Source organism: Paenibacillus alba (assembly GCF_013204855.1).
In the GTDB taxonomy this organism is placed as follows: domain Bacteria; phylum Bacillota; class Bacilli; order Paenibacillales; family NBRC-103111; genus Paenibacillus_E; species Paenibacillus_E alba.
Window position 1 is genome coordinate 61,528 of record NZ_JABMKZ010000020.1, and the last position, 15,969, is coordinate 77,496.

19 protein-coding genes are annotated in these 15,969 nt (G+C 47.3%); all 19 read right to left on the reverse strand.

The window, feature by feature from the left end; genetic code table 11:
* Positions 1 to 108: 108 nt before the first annotated feature.
* A complete protein-coding gene (locus HQN90_RS22795; protein ID WP_173222949.1) occupies positions 109 to 1,227 on the reverse strand; it encodes an efflux RND transporter periplasmic adaptor subunit in 1,119 nt (372 codons plus the stop codon).
* Between the two features lie 18 nt (positions 1,228 to 1,245).
* Entirely contained in the window at positions 1,246 to 2,118 is an 873-nt protein-coding gene (locus tag HQN90_RS22800; RefSeq protein WP_246362779.1) for a carbohydrate ABC transporter permease, read from the reverse strand.
* 17 nt (positions 2,119 to 2,135) lie between these two features.
* Positions 2,136 to 3,017: a carbohydrate ABC transporter permease gene (locus HQN90_RS22805; protein WP_173222953.1), complete on the reverse strand. Its 882-nt coding sequence runs from the start codon at positions 3,015 to 3,017 to the stop codon at positions 2,136 to 2,138.
* Entirely contained in the window at positions 3,010 to 4,440 is a 1,431-nt protein-coding gene (locus HQN90_RS22810; RefSeq protein WP_173222955.1) for an ABC transporter substrate-binding protein, read from the reverse strand. The genes HQN90_RS22805 and HQN90_RS22810 overlap by 8 nt, the downstream gene beginning before the upstream one ends.
* A gap of 187 nt (positions 4,441 to 4,627) precedes the next feature.
* Entirely contained in the window at positions 4,628 to 5,758 is a 1,131-nt protein-coding gene (locus HQN90_RS22815) for a WD40 repeat domain-containing protein (RefSeq protein ID WP_173222956.1), read from the reverse strand.
* Entirely contained in the window at positions 5,755 to 7,209 is a 1,455-nt protein-coding gene (locus HQN90_RS22820) for a sensor histidine kinase (RefSeq protein ID WP_173222958.1), read from the reverse strand. Before HQN90_RS22820 ends, HQN90_RS22815 begins: the two co-directional genes overlap by 4 nt.
* Before the next feature lie 13 nt (positions 7,210 to 7,222).
* Positions 7,223 to 7,909, reverse strand: a complete 687-nt coding sequence (locus HQN90_RS22825) for a response regulator transcription factor (RefSeq protein ID WP_173222960.1) — start codon at positions 7,907 to 7,909, stop codon at positions 7,223 to 7,225.
* A gap of 466 nt (positions 7,910 to 8,375) precedes the next feature.
* Entirely contained in the window at positions 8,376 to 9,047 is a 672-nt protein-coding gene (deoC, locus tag HQN90_RS22830; protein WP_216855423.1) for a deoxyribose-phosphate aldolase, read from the reverse strand.
* A gap of 171 nt (positions 9,048 to 9,218) precedes the next feature.
* Complete coding sequence (locus tag HQN90_RS22835; protein ID WP_173222964.1) at positions 9,219 to 9,485, reverse strand: EutN/CcmL family microcompartment protein; 267 nt, start codon at positions 9,483 to 9,485, stop codon at positions 9,219 to 9,221.
* 3 nt (positions 9,486 to 9,488) lie between these two features.
* Complete coding sequence (locus tag HQN90_RS22840) at positions 9,489 to 9,767, reverse strand: BMC domain-containing protein (RefSeq protein ID WP_171682692.1); 279 nt, start codon at positions 9,765 to 9,767, stop codon at positions 9,489 to 9,491.
* The gene (locus tag HQN90_RS22845; RefSeq protein ID WP_173222967.1) at positions 9,764 to 10,054 is read right to left on the reverse strand and encodes a EutN/CcmL family microcompartment protein; all 291 of its coding nucleotides are present in this window, start codon (positions 10,052 to 10,054) and stop codon (positions 9,764 to 9,766) included. Before HQN90_RS22845 ends, HQN90_RS22840 begins: the two co-directional genes overlap by 4 nt.
* Before the next feature lie 9 nt (positions 10,055 to 10,063).
* Positions 10,064 to 10,525: a ribose 5-phosphate isomerase B gene (rpiB, locus tag HQN90_RS22850; RefSeq protein WP_173222969.1), complete on the reverse strand. Its 462-nt coding sequence runs from the start codon at positions 10,523 to 10,525 to the stop codon at positions 10,064 to 10,066.
* 14 nt (positions 10,526 to 10,539) lie between these two features.
* Positions 10,540 to 11,379, reverse strand: a complete 840-nt coding sequence (gene tpiA / locus HQN90_RS22855; protein WP_173222971.1) for a triose-phosphate isomerase — start codon at positions 11,377 to 11,379, stop codon at positions 10,540 to 10,542.
* Positions 11,380 to 11,388: 9 nt separating this feature from the next.
* Positions 11,389 to 11,670 carry a BMC domain-containing protein gene (locus HQN90_RS22860; RefSeq protein ID WP_173222973.1) on the reverse strand — a complete coding sequence of 94 codons (282 nt, stop codon included), beginning with the start codon at positions 11,668 to 11,670 and terminating at the stop codon, positions 11,389 to 11,391.
* Between the two features lie 104 nt (positions 11,671 to 11,774).
* On the reverse strand, positions 11,775 to 13,196 hold the full coding sequence (locus HQN90_RS22865) for an aldehyde dehydrogenase family protein (protein ID WP_173222975.1): 1,422 nt from the start codon (positions 13,194 to 13,196) through the stop codon (positions 11,775 to 11,777).
* Positions 13,197 to 13,201: 5 nt separating this feature from the next.
* The gene (locus HQN90_RS22870; RefSeq protein ID WP_173222977.1) at positions 13,202 to 13,504 is read right to left on the reverse strand and encodes a EutN/CcmL family microcompartment protein; all 303 of its coding nucleotides are present in this window, start codon (positions 13,502 to 13,504) and stop codon (positions 13,202 to 13,204) included.
* Positions 13,501 to 14,256 carry a hypothetical protein gene (locus tag HQN90_RS22875; RefSeq protein ID WP_173222979.1) on the reverse strand — a complete coding sequence of 252 codons (756 nt, stop codon included), beginning with the start codon at positions 14,254 to 14,256 and terminating at the stop codon, positions 13,501 to 13,503. The genes HQN90_RS22870 and HQN90_RS22875 overlap by 4 nt, the downstream gene beginning before the upstream one ends.
* Before the next feature lie 19 nt (positions 14,257 to 14,275).
* Positions 14,276 to 14,914: a phosphate propanoyltransferase gene (pduL, locus tag HQN90_RS22880; protein ID WP_420851074.1), complete on the reverse strand. Its 639-nt coding sequence runs from the start codon at positions 14,912 to 14,914 to the stop codon at positions 14,276 to 14,278.
* Between the two features lie 14 nt (positions 14,915 to 14,928).
* Positions 14,929 to 15,873, reverse strand: a complete 945-nt coding sequence (locus HQN90_RS22885) for a sugar-binding transcriptional regulator (RefSeq protein ID WP_173222983.1) — start codon at positions 15,871 to 15,873, stop codon at positions 14,929 to 14,931.
* Positions 15,874 to 15,969 lie beyond the last annotated feature (96 nt).

Consider the following 15,969-nt stretch of genomic DNA (forward strand, 5'->3'; position numbering starts at 1 on the left):
GGAAATCTAGAACCATGACATGGGCAATCCCACGTTCGTTCCCCATTGTTCCATTGCAACGCGGTTGCCCGATTACGCGCATACCAACTCTTGTCCCCGACAACTGGATTATTTGGTTAAGACCCGCACTCGGCTCCCTTCCAATAGCGGTTCACTGCTCTCGACGATCACCGACATCTGATTGAACAAGCCTTCGCTGAGAGCGGCGACATGCTCATTGGAGCTATCCACGGTAACGGTCCTGCGAGTGGCATAGAAAGCGTTGCCGAGCGGGCCTTTTCTTTCCTCAATCGTGTAAACAAATGTGCCTGTTTGATCTTTCCGAATAGCGGCACTTGAGATGAGCAATGTGTCGGCTTTTCCTTTTTTAGTTAGAGTGACTTCTGCCCTCTCTCCACTGACAAGCGATGGGTCCTGCAACAGGACCGTCAACCGAGAAGTCCCTAGCTCAGCTGCGGAATCGGCTTGTACCAAACTTGCAGCTTTCCCCTGGATGACGCGATTGTTTTGCCTAGGAAGATGAACGTCCATTACTTCGTCAATTGTAAGACTTTCGGCTATTTCTGTAGGAATTTGCAATTCAAGCTGAAACCCACTCTGCATATTAGAAAGTCGGATATCTGGTACGCCTACGCCTGCGGATAGCCCTTCTTTGGCATTCACCGCTGCAACAATTCCATCAAAAGGAGCCTTCATGATCTTATGCGAGCTAAGCTTTGCCTGCAAGTCGAGTATGTTTTTTTGCTGCAGGCTGATGTCGATCTTGCTGCTTTCCAAAGCAGCCTTGGCGGTAAGGATAGCCCCCTTATCCTCGTTACGCTCCGATTCGATATAAACGTACTCCAATTTCTCTACCGACAACTGGAGTTTGTCCAGCGCAGCCTGCTCCAGCACAAGTTGCTGCTCAGCTTCGTCATTGCTGTATTGTACAAGCGGCTGTCCTTGCTGGACAACGTCTCCTACCCGCACCAGCACCTTCTTAACGTTCCAACCGGCCTGTCCCGTTACATCTCTGACTTCCGCTGGCTTGATGCTATTACTGCCTTTGAATGTTTGATTGAGCGGTCCCTGATTCACCACTTGCGTTGTTACTTTCGGCAGCGTCAAAGCGTATAGCGTGTTGCTGAGTAAGGTGCAGATCACTAGGAAGGCGATCAGTAAGCCGGTAATTAGACGAAGCCAGCGTTTGGGGTTTACGAAGCTTACGTCGTTCGTCTGTAATTCCAATTTGCTTCCTCCTGCTCTTTATCCCTTTATCCCGGAAAGTTGAATCCCTTCTATAAAATGCGTTTTTGCATGCAAAAACAGGACAACGATCGGACTCATAAATAACACAGACGCAGCGAAGATGACACCCCGAGCTTCTTTGCTGATCTGGGACAAATAAAGCGATAGCGGCTGTTTGGTCACATCCTGCAAAAAAATGAGCGGCTGTTCGACCATGTTCCAGTAATCAACGAACAACAGCACCGTTAACGCGGCTAAACCTGGTTTCACGAGCGGCAAAATAATTCGGCTGAATATTGTGAAGTGCCCCGCTCCGTCCATTTTGGCTGCTTCCATTAATGAGCTTGGAAGATGGATCATGAATTGACGCAGCATGAATACGCCGAATGCACCGAAGATGCCTGGCAAGATGATTGCAGCCCGCGTATTCAGGAGCCCCAGCTCATCGAGAATAATATAATTCGGTACCAGCGTAACTTGGAATGGCATAAGCATCGTCATAAGATAGAACACAAACCATTTGTCCCTTCCTCGAAAGCGTAGCTTGGCAAACGCATATGCCGCTAGCGACGCAACAACGATCTGTCCGACGATAATCGGAACTACCATGCCTACCGAGTTCCAGAACATCTGAAGAAACTTCGGATTTCGCACTAGCACTTCTGCATATTGTTCAAAGGATACCCAATCTGGAATCCATTTCAGATTCACGAATACATCCTTTTCACCCGCTGCCTCATCCGTCATCTCACCGAGGAGATCATAATTCAGTCCTATCTCATGTTCGGTCATCAGTGAATTCGTTACCGTCAGCACGATTGGAACTAGCGTTAACAGCGCCCCTATCCCTAATAGGAAGGTCAAGCCTATCGCAAGCAAATGGCGCTTCATTTGCTCCATCCCTCCTCTCACTCCATAAACGACTGGAACCGCCGCTCTACAGCCAGCAAAATGAACACCAGCATCAGGATGCAGCCGACCATGAGCGTGGCAGCAGCTGTGAGCTTTTGAATATCCAGCGAAAAAAACATATTGTTCATATAGTGCTGCAGCATATAGATCCGGTCATACGGATAATCGCCCGCAAGAAAGTAAGTTTCTCGAAACACTTTAAACGAATTGATAATCGAGATCAGCACGACAAAAACCATCGTAGGCGTCAAATATACGAGTGTGATATGAATCAACTGGCGCAGCTTGCTCGCCCCTTCAATCCGTGCCGTCTCATAATAAGAGGTGGGAATCGCTTGAAGTCCCGCCAGAAACAAGATCATGTTATACCCGATGTTTTTCCATATATACAAGAACACCAGCACCCCCATTGCACCTTCCGATTGCAGCCAATCTATCCGTCCCCACTGACGGCTGTGCATCCAAGCATTCAAGGTACCGTTCCAATCGAAGAAGATTTGCCAAACCATAATAATAGAAGCGACTGGCACGACGAGCGGTAAAATAAAAGATGTCTGCAACCAATTCCGCATAGGCAGCCGCTGATTCAACAGGAGCGCGAGGGATAAGGACAAAATAATAAGCAGCGGGACACTCACACCCGTGAAAATCAAAGTATTCGTCGCCGCTTTGTGAAACGACTTGCTACTTAGCAGATCGGCATAATTGTCGATGCCAACAAAAGATCCACCGAGCGTTGAGTCTGTAAAAGAATAAAAGATCCCCCCTCCAAAAGGGATCAAGTAGAATAAAATAAAGCCAACCGCGCTCGGTGCCAAGAAAATCCATGCTGCTATTCCGTCCTTGCCAAGCCAAGCCGACAACTGAAATTTATTCATTCAAATAAGTCGTAACCTTATTCTGAATCAGCTTAGCTACATCGGGCGCCGATTTCTGACCGCTGAAGAAGGCTTGGCTCTCCTTGAAGACGATTTCTTCTATCTTGGAAGGCTGGAACGCAACAGGATAAATCGCTTCCGTCAAGTAATTTTCCAAAACCTTGATCTGCGCAGGATCGACTGGAAACGACTGTCCTTTCAGTGGACCTTCCTCATAGGCTTTGATCGTTCCCTTCGTCAAGAGCTGCTGCACTTGTTTCTCGTATGCCTTTTTATGAATCGGAAACCCTGCCCGTTCAGCTGTTGACTGCAATTCCTCCGACATCAGGAACTGAAGAAAATCCATTGCCTCTTGTTTCACCGGCGATTTCTCGTTGATTCCGATAATTTGATACGGATAGAAGTAACCTCCGGCTTTCGTTCCCTCTGCGCGTGGCTTGGCGTATAATCTCGCTTGCTTGCCGGTTTCTTTGATCATTTCGAGATAAGCCGATGCTGAATTCACATTATCTGTCCTAAACATAGAACTGAGGCTGCTTAAGTCGAGTCCGTCATCGACCAACTTTTTGACCTGCGCCATCATATCCGTAAATGCCTTAGATTCGAAGTTGGCCGTTCGGCGATCCTCATTAACGAAACGTCCATAATTCTCTTTCACCATTTCTTTCAGCAGCGTTTGCATCGGTTCTTGTTTTGTTTTTGGCGGTAAAACAATCATATTTCCAACTCCGCCGCGTCCCGATTTGAACGGTTCTTTTTGACTCATTTGCTTTAGAGTCTCGGCATACTTTTCCCATGTCCAGTTTTTATCGTCGATCTGTACGCCGCTTTGCTTAATGGCTCCTTCGTCACCGATCATCACGTTTAGAAAAAAAGCGAGCGGCAAGCCATAGAGGGCGCCATTCGTTTGGCTGTTCTCCAGGATATTGTTGTAATAATCGCCCTTGATAAATGAGGGGTTCTTTTTCAGCATCCCGTTAAGATCAGCAAGCAGATGCTGGCCCACATACTTCTCGCTCGGAAGCATATCCAAGGTAAGCATGTCAGGACCTTTGCCCGACAACATTGCTGTATTCGTCGCCGTGACGTATTTCTTGAGCTCAGCTTCCGCGTGTGCATCATCTGTCTCCACGTGTCGAAGATCAATGGTAATATTCGGATGAGCAGCTTCATATTTGATCTTGGCTTCCTTCACTCCCTTGTCCAGATAAAAGGTGGAAAACACGATTGTCTTTTTCCCGCCTTTTGATAAACTCTCTGGAGTCGTTCCCGTCTCTTGCGGAGATATAGCCTTCCCCGCTTCCCCCGTATTGGGAACAGTCGTCCCATTCGTTCTGCCGCCGATCGTGCTTGAAGTGCAAGCCGACATCACAAGCATAACCACACTTAGGCTAAGTCCTATCCAATATCGTTGTTTATTCATGTTCGATTCCACCATCCATGTCATATGATTATGTATCTACAAAATCAATATAATCCATAGATGTCACCATCACTTCTCCAACTTGTCAACTTAATGTGTACAGAAAACGACCACCTGTGTCTGTACGCGTAGGATAATAAGAAACCCCCGCCTTTAAGTAAAGGCAGGGGGTTAATTACGATCAAGTTTATTTGAACTCGATCACCATATTTTGATTGCTTATGACTCCAGGCGCTATAACCACACGAGGCTGATCTTGTTCGTAAGCTTTCAAGCCGCTAAGCAGCAGCTTCCCGTTGTCAGGACTCCAATTCATCTGTGCAGGCACAATTCCTTTAAAAATTTGAGTTTTGTTCAACACATTGTTTCCGTACAGCGAAGCCACATACAGCGTGTCCTTATCCTGCGAGTACGCGATATATTTGCGATCCGGCGATAGGCGGAACATGCCGATCTGCTCTATTAAAATGGAAAGCGCAGTATTTCGTCGGTCATACGCATATAAGGTGCCTTCCGGACCAATGAACGCGATTTGGTCGTTATGAATCCATTCCACCCCACTGTCGCGTGCAACGAGATGTTCATATTTGCTTGCAAATTCGGTTTCGTTCCATGTACCGAATTGGACGTAGGAAAGCTTGTCAGTCGTTTTGACAACCGCCATACTTTGGGCATCGTCGGCAATATGGACCGAGCTGATTGTATCCTTCGGGTTCCATCCCGTGAACGTATAGCCTTTCATCATATTCCCCGTCGTATCGTACACGCTGATCTGGGCTTCTCCGTTCACTCCACTGCGGGTGATATAGATGAGGTACCGACCATTATTTGACCATCCGAATTTGACGGATACAATCTGTTCATTCGATATGCGCCCTATACTTGTCTGCTGCTGATCAGTAAGTGAAACCAAAATCACGGCATAAGTGCCGTCGTCCTTCCGTACGGTGGAAGCAACAACTTGACCGTTAGGGGATAAGGTAATATGGTTTGCCTGCATATCCGCATTTCGTAATTTCAGATGAGACTCGTAAGGATAATCGACACGATCCAGACTAGCTGAGCTGGTTTGCTCCCCAAAAAGGCTAAGCAACGCATCTTGATCCATCCACCCTAATGGCATCGCGGATTCCGTGCTTTTGTCCAAAACGCGGTAGATGGTCTTGACGTCAAACAGTTCATTCTTCTCGTTTGTTGCTGCCTCATCCCCTGAATCCGGAATAATGATCGTCTCAGACCGTGTTTCTCGTAAACAACCCGTCAGCATGACGGATACAATCATGAGAAGAACGAACAACTCCGCGCCTCGTTTGCTCATTCCAGCACCCTCTCTGTTCTATAAGGGATGTCAATATAAACATTCGTTTGCTCTAATTCGCTAGTAAAGCGGATGCTCCCTTGATGCTCCTCTACGATACCTTTGCTAATGCTAAGCCCTAAACCAACGCTTCCCACTCCATGACTAACAGGATCAGCCTGATAAAATGGCTCGACAATACGGCTGAGATGCTCGGGGCTTATCGTCGGTCCTTGATTGGAAAATGTAAATCGTACGTAGCCGGACGTAAGTCTAGCGCTCGCTACAATGTCCGTATGAGCATACCCGTATTTGATCGCGTTATCGAGCAAATTAATAAACAGCTGCCGCAGTTTGTCGGCATGTCCATGAACGAATAAGCCTTCCTCGCCTTCACAGCGAATGGTCTTCTTATACCGCTGAGCTTTGATCATCATCGTCTCGCAGACGTCTCGCAAAACAAGCCCCGAGTCGACAAGCGCGAATGAGTCCGGATCAGCGGATTCCTTCGACATTTCAAGCAGCTTCAACACCAGCTCATGCAGCCGGTTGCTCTCATCTATAATATGCTTCATCCCTTTATCGAATAAAACAGGATCTTGCGCTTCGTTCTCTCGGATAATAGTCGCATAGCCCATAATCGTAGTCAGCGGGGTTTTCAACTCATGGGTCACATTATCGAAAAACTGCTTGCGCACTAGATTCAACGCCTCTAGCCGATCTCGATCCTTCTCAATTTTGGCGAACTGGTCCCGAAGCTTTTCAATCATCCTGCTGAAATTAGCGGCAAGCTTGCCGATTTCATCTTTGCGTCGAAACGTGAGACGGGTGTCCAGATTGCCATTCATGACTTCCGTGGACGCTTTGGTCAATTTCACTAAAGGAACAGTGATATGGCGGGATAACAAATAGGAGAACAGGAAAGCCGCTGCGAATACCGCCATTGCAATCGTAAAAATCGTGCGCTGAATCTGAGTGCTTTGCTCGTAGAGCAGCGTGAAGTCCTTGGCGAAGCGGATAATCCCTACCTTGCTTCCATCGACGATGACGGGGTAGGAAAAGAGGACGGATGCGGTACCATTTTCGTAGGAAATGCTGTAAGCCGTCTTGCCTTGCAGCGCCTGATTCAAGTCGTCTCCGCCTGCCCAAAAAATCTTTGGATCAGAGGCAAACAGCAGCTCCCCGGTTAAATCATACATGCCAATGCTAGAGGAGACATCATGCTGCAAATCTTTCGCCATTTCTTCAGCCATTTGTCCGAAATAAAGCTCGTCGTTGGCAAAATGGTGGATCATGAAAGATTGCCGTACATAGGCATTACTGTTGTTCTTCAGTCCAACCAAGCTATCGGTTATGATCTTACGATTGCCGGATTCAATATTTTTTGCCACCATCTGATTCAAGATCAAAAAGAAAACTAAGAAAATCAAAAAGAACCCGATGAACAGCTTGGCTCCAATGGTGCGAAACATGCTTAGAACCCACCTACTTCTCGAATTTATAGCCGATACTGAATACCGTAGTGATCAAGTCGCTGCAGCCCAGCTTTTTGCGCAGCCGTTGAATATGCGTATCGACCGTTCTCGTATCCCCGGCATAATCGTATCCCCAGACCGTATCCAGCAGTTCCGTCCGGGTAAAGATTCTCCCCCTGTACTGGTACAGCATCATCAGGAGGTCATATTCCTTGGGCGTCAAATCAATCCATTCATCATTTTTTTGGACCATTCGCTCCGCTGTAGAAATCGCAATATCCTTGATTCGAATAAGCTCCTCTTTGGATTCCATGCTCGTCCGATTCGCTTGGGCGATTCGCCGTAAAATCGTTCGAATTCGGGCTACAACTTCCCGTAGATCAAAAGGCTTCGTAATATAATCGTCCGCTCCGAATTCCAGACCTAGTATTTTATCGGTTATATCCGATTTCGCCGTAATCATAACAATCGGCATGTTATAAGCTGCCGTCACTTTTTTGCAAATGTCCAGGCCGCTCTCGTCCGGCAGCATCCAATCCAGCAGCAGCAAGTCCGGCTTAAACGTCTCCAGTATGTTCCAACCCTCGGCTCCTGTTTGTGCCTTCTTGGTCAAATATCCTTCCTTGTTCAACCCATACTCGAGCAAATCCGCAATGGCTGCCTCATCCTCGATAATTAAAATTTTCGTTTTCTCCATTCGTCCTCCACATAAACACTGCAAAATGTACAACCAACAGTAGCTTGTTGTCATAACGGGGCAATACGTTTCGCTACTAAGTTTAAGGCTTACTTGTATCCTGTACGTTGCTGACTTGTAAACTTTTTGTGTCTGAATTTGGGTTGATGCTGCAATCAGTGGATTATCAAGACCTTGGATTTCTAGTATGTACTAAAATCGGCAGACCGTATTTAAAGAACAACTGCCGCGATATATGGATTAGGCTTTCAAAAAACTACGTAGAGGTTTATAACCCGAGCAACCTTGAAAGCAAGTCACGCGGCGGACCACAGTTCCCAATCACTTCAACTCCACACTCCATGGCACAAGGTCGGTTCATTTCCTGAATCATCTAACGAATTCAGCGGAGATTAATTCCCAGGATTGCAAAAAGAGGGATTATCCTTAATGGATAACCCCTCCATGATATCTGTGCATCTTACTGTTAGTAACCCTCGCCTTTACCGCCTGTAACTAAGGCGACACTCGAGCTAGCACCAATACGGGTAGCGCCGGCAGCAATAATTTTACGAGCTGTATCAATATCCCGGACTCCACCGGATGCTTTCACACCCATCTCTGGACCCACGGTTTTTCTCATCAAAGCGATATCTTCAACCGTAGCTCCTCCGTGACCGAAACCAGTCGAGGTTTTGACGAAGTCGGCTCCAGCCATTTTGCAAATCGAGCATGCCTTCACCTTTTCTTCGTCCGTTAAGAGACCTGTTTCCAGAATAACCTTAACGACAGCCTGACCGTTAGCAGCTAGAACGACACCTTCAATATCCTTCTTCACCGTGTTCAGATCACCGGATTTGAGTGCGCCGATATTCATAACCATGTCAATTTCCGTTGCCCCGTTTGCAATTGCATCGCGGGTTTCGGCCATTTTGGAGAAAGTCGTTGTCGCTCCCAAAGGGAAACCGACAACTGTCGTAATGCCGACTTTAGAACCAGCCAGCTCCGCAGCTGCCAAAGGTACCCAATAAGGATTAATACATACTGTTGCAAAATTATGCTGTTTGGCTTCGCTGCATACCTTAATAATTTCATCTTTTGTCGCATCAGGCTTCAACAAAGTATGGTCAATTTTACGGGCAATTTCCGGCCCTGTCATGAATGGCGCTTTCTGTCCGAAAGAAGATCCGGAGCCATTTCCTTCACTTGCTTTAACACTGGCAGAACCCGTATTTGTTTGCTGATTGCTAACTTGTGCAAGTACTTTTTGTGTAATTTGTTCTATGAGTTTCTCCACTTCCACTTTCGTTCTCCTCCGCTTCATTTTTCTCTATTTATTTAGATCGTCGATAATCCCTACTATAACTGCATCCACAGCTCCTTCAGGCCGTTTCATGACCTCGCGCGCGGAACCGCCTTCCTCTACGACCAAAACGATGTCGCCAACTCCGGCCTGCGCGCAATCAACAGCGATAAACGGATCAGAGTAAGTTTCACCCTTAGTATCTACGGATTGGACGACCATAAGTTTCAATCCGTGATGACTTTGTGTTTTGATCGTAGCGACGATGTTGCCGAGCACTTTGCACATTTTCATGGATTACTCGCCCGATTTCGGCAAAAGTTTCTCCACATCGCTATGAGGTCTTGGAATCACATGAACGGAAAGCAGTTCCCCTACTCGTTGAGCTGCTTCTGCCCCTGCATCGGTGGCCGCTTTAACAGCTCCAACATCTCCCCTTACCAATACCGTGACAATGCCGCCGCCAACCAGTACTTTGCCCACTACCGACACATTCGCCGCCTTAACCATCGCATCCAAAGCTTCGATGGAACCTACGATACCTTTTGTTTCAATCATTCCCAAAGCACTACTCATGAATGAGCACCTCCATGTTTGATCACGTTATAGTTTTCAACAATTCCCATAATACCTGCATCTGTCGCGACTAAATCCAAACCTAGCGGTAAGGAGGAGTCTCTGCTTTTTGCCAAATAAACCAGATCATCGTAACCGGCTGCTCCATGGGTATCGATTACAACCATTGATTTTCCCGCCTTGGTGTGCTCATCCTTCATCGGTTGGACGATCAACAGCTTGAGTCCGGTCAGACTCTCATCTTTATGCGTGCAAACAACGGTACCGATCACTTTTCCCAAGAACATGATAATCCCCTACCTGAATCTTTTTAGGAAGCGACTCTCGACTTCCATGATTTTGGTAACCCGTTTGTCGTGCCTTCCGCCTGAAAATGGAGTATCGAGCCATGTTTTAACCAACTGTCTAGCCAACCCTTTACCGATAAGTTGACCACCGATAGCAAGCATATTCGCATTGTTATGATCACGGCTGTTGATAACAGTAGATAAATCCCAGCATAAAGCGCAGCGAATACCTGGTACTTTGTTCGCCGTCATCGTACTGCCGATCCCGACTCCGTCAATCATAATACCGACGTAATTGTCATTGGTTGCCGTAGCTTCCGCAACAAGAAAGGCAATGTCCGGATAATCAACCGCCTGTTTATCGTAGCAGCCAAAGTCAATGATTGGGTACCCGAGCTCTGTCAAGTACGCTTTAATATCTTCCTTTAATTCTAAACCACCATGGTCACAACCAATAGCGACTGTTTTCATCTATGTTCGACTCCTTACCTAAGCGCCTTTAGAATGGCTTCAAAAGAGTTTGCTTGCAGACTGGCCCCTCCGACGAGAGCCCCGTCAATATCTTCTCTGGCACAAAGCTCCTTGATGTTGCTCGCACTTACCGAACCACCATACAAGATCGGAACCTCGTTTGCAAAATCAATACCTTTTTTCTCGGCAAGCATCTGTCTGATCTCTCGATGAATGTCTTGAGCATCCGACGGTTGAGCCGTTTTACCGGTCCCAATCGCCCATATCGGCTCATAAGCGATGATGACATGACTGCGCCCCTCCGTCACTTTGGCAAACGCAGATTCAACTTGCGTGCGAATGACCTCTTTCGTCAGCCCCAGCTCACGCTGCAGCTGCGTCTCGCCAACGCATACGATGGGAATCAAGGAATTCTCGATGGCTTGATGCACCTTGGCAGCGACCTGTTCATCCGTTTCTCCCGCTGCTCTACGCTCAGAATGGCCGATGATGACATGGCTGCAGCCTAGTTCGAACAACAATTCGCCATGCACTTCTCCCGTGTGAGCCCCTTTTGGCTTCTCATGGATATTTTGTGCACCTAAGGAAATCCCAGCTTGCTGCATGAGCTCCTTAAGCGGATAAAGCAGTGGGGAAGGCGGGCAGCAGACAGCTTCGCAATGCTCGTAAGGGGCATCATTCAGCTGGCTGAAAAACTCCCTCGCTTCCTGCAAAGTCATGTTCATTTTCCAGTTAGCAACGATTAATGGCTTGCTGCGTCCAATGGACGGCTGCTCCGTGATATCTGTCAGCTCAATGGAGGATAGGACCTGCTGCACGACTTGTCTTATATGCTTCTCTAAAGCGCTATCCATGGATTACGACTACTCCGATTTGGATTGCGGTAAAATGATTTCTACGTCGTTGTGCGGTCTAGGAATGACGTGTACGGATACAACTTCCCCTACTCTTCGCGCTGCTTCGGAACCTGCTTCCGTAGCGGCTTTAACAGCTCCTACGTCACCGCGAACCATAACAGCAACAAGACCTCCACCTGTAAGAGTTTTACCGATTAGTGTTACGTTTGCAGCTTTCACCATGGCGTCCGCAGCTTCAATTGCCCCTACAAGTCCTTTAGTTTCGATCATGCCTAATGCTTCTTTCATATTCGTTATTCCTCCTGTATGTTGGTTTAGTTGGTTTATGGGTTGTGCTGGATTACTTATGGTACTATGAGTAGTTCTTCGAGATGTTACAGCTCTTGCCATACTTATGTCTCCTTAGTCACCAGCACAGATCTACGTTTTCTAGTGAACGTGCGTGCGGAGGTTAACCCTTCCCCAGTAGGACCGGCGATGGTCAACGTTGTAAACCCTTCGCCACCGAAGCCGAGACCGCTATAAGACGGGCCATTTTTGACAAAAATCGTAGCCTGAAGCGCCTTCTCCATTTTCGACAACTGGGTGATGTTCTGCGAATGCATGATGGCCGTATGACGGTTTCCCTTTTCTGCCTTGACTGCGTATTGTATGGCCATATCCACATTGGGAACACGTACAATCGGGAGAACCGGCATGAGCATTTCCGTATTCACAAGCGGATGATTCTCAGGTGTCTCAGCGATAATGAGCTTAGTAGAATCATCTGTTTGAATACCGATTGCTTGCAAGATATGGCTAGCGTCTTTACCTACATAGTCTTTGTTAGGAAAATATTTTTCCTTCTCAGGATGTTTCGTTAAAATAACGTCCAACAGCTTCGTTAACTGATATCCTTTTAACTCATAGGCACCGTTCTTGAGCATCTCCGCTTTTAGCCCGTTGGCTACGGATTCAACGACGAAGACTTCCTTCTCCGCTGTACATAGAACGTTATTGTCGAAGCTGGCCCCCAGCACGATATCTCTGCCAGCTTGCTTTAAATCTGCGGTTTCATCGACGACAACAGGGGGATTCCCCGGACCCGCCGCGATCACCTTCTTGCCTGAAGTAAGCGCTGCTTTCACGACGGCCCCGCCGCCGGTTACGACTAACGCCTGAATGTTCGGATGCTTCATCAACTGTTCGCTTGTATCCAAAGTAGGCATCAGAACGCTGGTCAGCATATTCTCCGGACCGCCTGCGGCGACAATAGCTTGGTTGAGCAGCTGCATCGCCTTGATGGAAACCTTTTTGGCACTTGGATGCGGGTTGTACACGACCGCATTGCCTGCTGATACCATCGAAATACTGTTGTTAATCATCGTAGCTGCAGGATTCGTCGTCGGTGTGATTGAGCCAATCACTCCGAATGGGGAGCATTCGAGCAAGGTCAACCCGTTGTCACCGCTGAATGATTGTGAAAACAAATCTTCGATGCCAGGTGTTTTTTCCGCTGCAAGCTTGTTTTTGGCAAGTTTGTCTTGAACTCTTCCAAGCCCCGTTTCCTTAACAGCCAGCTCGGCCAATTCCGCTGCATGAGCAAGACTGGTTTCCCGCATCTTGCGGATAATGGTTTCCCTTTGAGCAAGGGGTAACAACGAGAACTTTCCAAATGCAAGACTTGCAGCGTCGACCGCTTCATCAACTGTTGCGAACACTCCGTGCTCATAAGCTGCATGAGCGGCTTCTGGAGCCGGAGCGGCCGTTTCATTCTGAAGTTTACCGATCACTTGCGCGACGATCGCCCTAATATCTGCTTCAGAAATACTCAACTCGTTCACCTCATTTCACTTTTACTGAACGTGATCTTGCCGTGCAGCTCAACCGTATCAATAATGCCTATGATCGTTGCATCTACAGGCACGCCTTGTGTAATTTTCGTTTGTCTGGCTGAACTTCCGCTTACTGTCATGACAATTTCACCTTTGCCCGCATGAACCGTATCGATGGCGACAAATGGTTTGCCATCCGGTTCTTGCGTAACCATATCAACCGGTTCAACAATCAACAGCTTCTTGCCAACAAGTTTTTCATCTTTGGTTGTAGAAACAACGGTGCCAATGACCCGGCAAATGTTCATTTATTCCCCTCCTGACTTTGCCGCCATGTAAGTCCGAGCAATTTCGCTTCTTCTTTCGCGAGCGGCGTCATAAGCACATTAGTAGATAGGGAAATTTCCGTTTCACCTTCATTCACCCAGTCTCTTACATGCTTCGCATGAATGAGCGGCCTTTTGGCGCTGCGTGGTGTTAGACTGAGCTTCGTCACCTTGGCGGCCAAATGCTTCATGTACACAACATGAACCCCGTACTTGCTAAGCTGCTGCAAATGGCCGGAAACAACGTCAAGGATAGCCGGCGGAACAGACAGTTTATTGACTCCTGTTGGGAGCACATAACTGCTGGATACAACAACTTCTTTGCCGCTGATCAAGGCATTCACAATAACGCCTGACGACGGTTCATCATCGATTAATGCAGCAATTTTGACGAGCGTACCGATCGAAAGAATGGGAAGCACCACCATGTCCGCTTGCTGGGCAGCTTCGGACCAACGAGACCTGTCGCTTCCGGCAAGTACAATTTGCTCATAGCTAAATTCGGGTTCCGGTTCATATACAGGCAGCGGCGCATCCCCGCAGAAAGCAACGATAACCCGGGTGCTTGCCGAGATGTCAGAGATCAACTGCTTCACTTCCACGGCATGGCGCTCGTCTGCGACAACGATCAAAACGGATTTGCGAACGGCCGCAGCAGCAGGCTTTTCTTTCTTTAGAAGAAGCTCATTCACGACTTGGCGAACGATTCTGGAAACCGTTTCCTCTAAGCTCATGGTTCCTCTCCTTCACTTCTTACTTGAGTAGTATACCGGTTTGGCCATTTCTTACATGGCCCGCATTCGCCTCGTCAAGATCGATATGCATTTCCAAACGATATTTCTCGGATACCCGGATCAGGACATTGTCCAAGATCATACCGCGAGGACCATCAACCTGTATCTTGACGCGATCTCCATTGTTCACTCCAAACAGCTGAGCATCGGAAGTATGCATATGGATATGACGAGCGGCGGCAATGACTCCTTTACTTATCCTCAGCTGCCCTCTCGGTCCCTGAATGATAATGCCAGGCGTACCCTCTATATCCCCCGAATCGCGAATCGGCGGGTTTACTCCCAAGGTGAATCCATCGAATAGCGAGATCTCGACTTGGGTTTCACCCCGTGCCGGCCCAAGGATCCGAACGCGTTCAATCGTACCTTTCGGTCCTATTAATGTGACCGTTTCGTTACATGCGAATTGTCCCGGTTGAGACAACTCCTTCATTTGCGTCAATGCATCCTTAGAACCGAACAGTCTCTCGACTGCTTCCGGTGATAAGTGAATATGCCGATTGGATACACCGATAGGAATACGGGGTTGCGAACTCATTTGTTCTAAGGTATCTTTCACCATCAGACCGATAATCTCGGCCAGTTGTTCTTCCGTCATCATACTTTCTCCAATCAGACCTTATATTCAAGCAAGTATTTAGCCGTAAATTGATCGGTAATCAGCGTATTGGTGTATTTTCCACGAATAGCGCCGTAAATCGCGTCGACTTTCTTTACGCCACCGGCGACGAGGACAGACTTTTCCTTCTTTCTCAGCTCAACCAAATCGATGCCAATCGTGCGGCGGTCCAACTCTTCGCTGCAAATAACGCCTTCCAGATCAATGAATCTGGAACATATATCTCCAACACCCTTCTCATGAATAACTTCCAGATCCGAAGTGGAGAAATAATTGGCTTTCATCAAGACAGAGTCTTCCGTGGGAACACCCACCGTGAACACAGCAATATTAGCTCGCTTGCCCATATCAAGAATTTTACGAATATGCCGATCAGCTTCTATAGCCTGCTTAACAACGGTATGATCGACAATAGCTGGCAGAGGCAAGAGATGAGGATTTGTGTTATACGCCCCGCCGAAGAGATGAATAATCTCCGAAGCGTACGTATTGTACTCCGAATAGCTGACACCGCCGTTCAACTGAACAACAGCGACATCTTTCACATGCTTGTTCTGCAGTCTAACGGCTACTTCATAAAGTGTTGTTCCCCAAGAAGTCGCAATGGTATCTCCGTCTTTAACGACTTTATACAAAAATTCCGCCGCAGCCTCTCCCAAATATTTCTTGACGATGGACTCCTCGTACTGAGGAACCGAAACAACAATCACCTTCTGCAACTTAAATTGTTCTTCTAATTGAGCTGCTAAATTCTCATTGTTTTCCGTTGGGTCCATAATCTTGATTTGGACTATGCCATCCGCTTTTGCTTGCTGCAAAAACCTCGAGACAGTGGGGCGAGATACCCCTAGATGCTTAGCAATGTCCTGTTGGCTATAGTCCAGTTGATAGTACATTCTGGCTGCATCAATGATTTTATCAAGCTTTTCTCCACCCATAATTCTCCGCCCCTTACACGTTATATTGAAATATTGCTCATCACTAGTTGACATAATTTCAATATAATTATAAGGAGAATCTGTAAAAAAGACAAT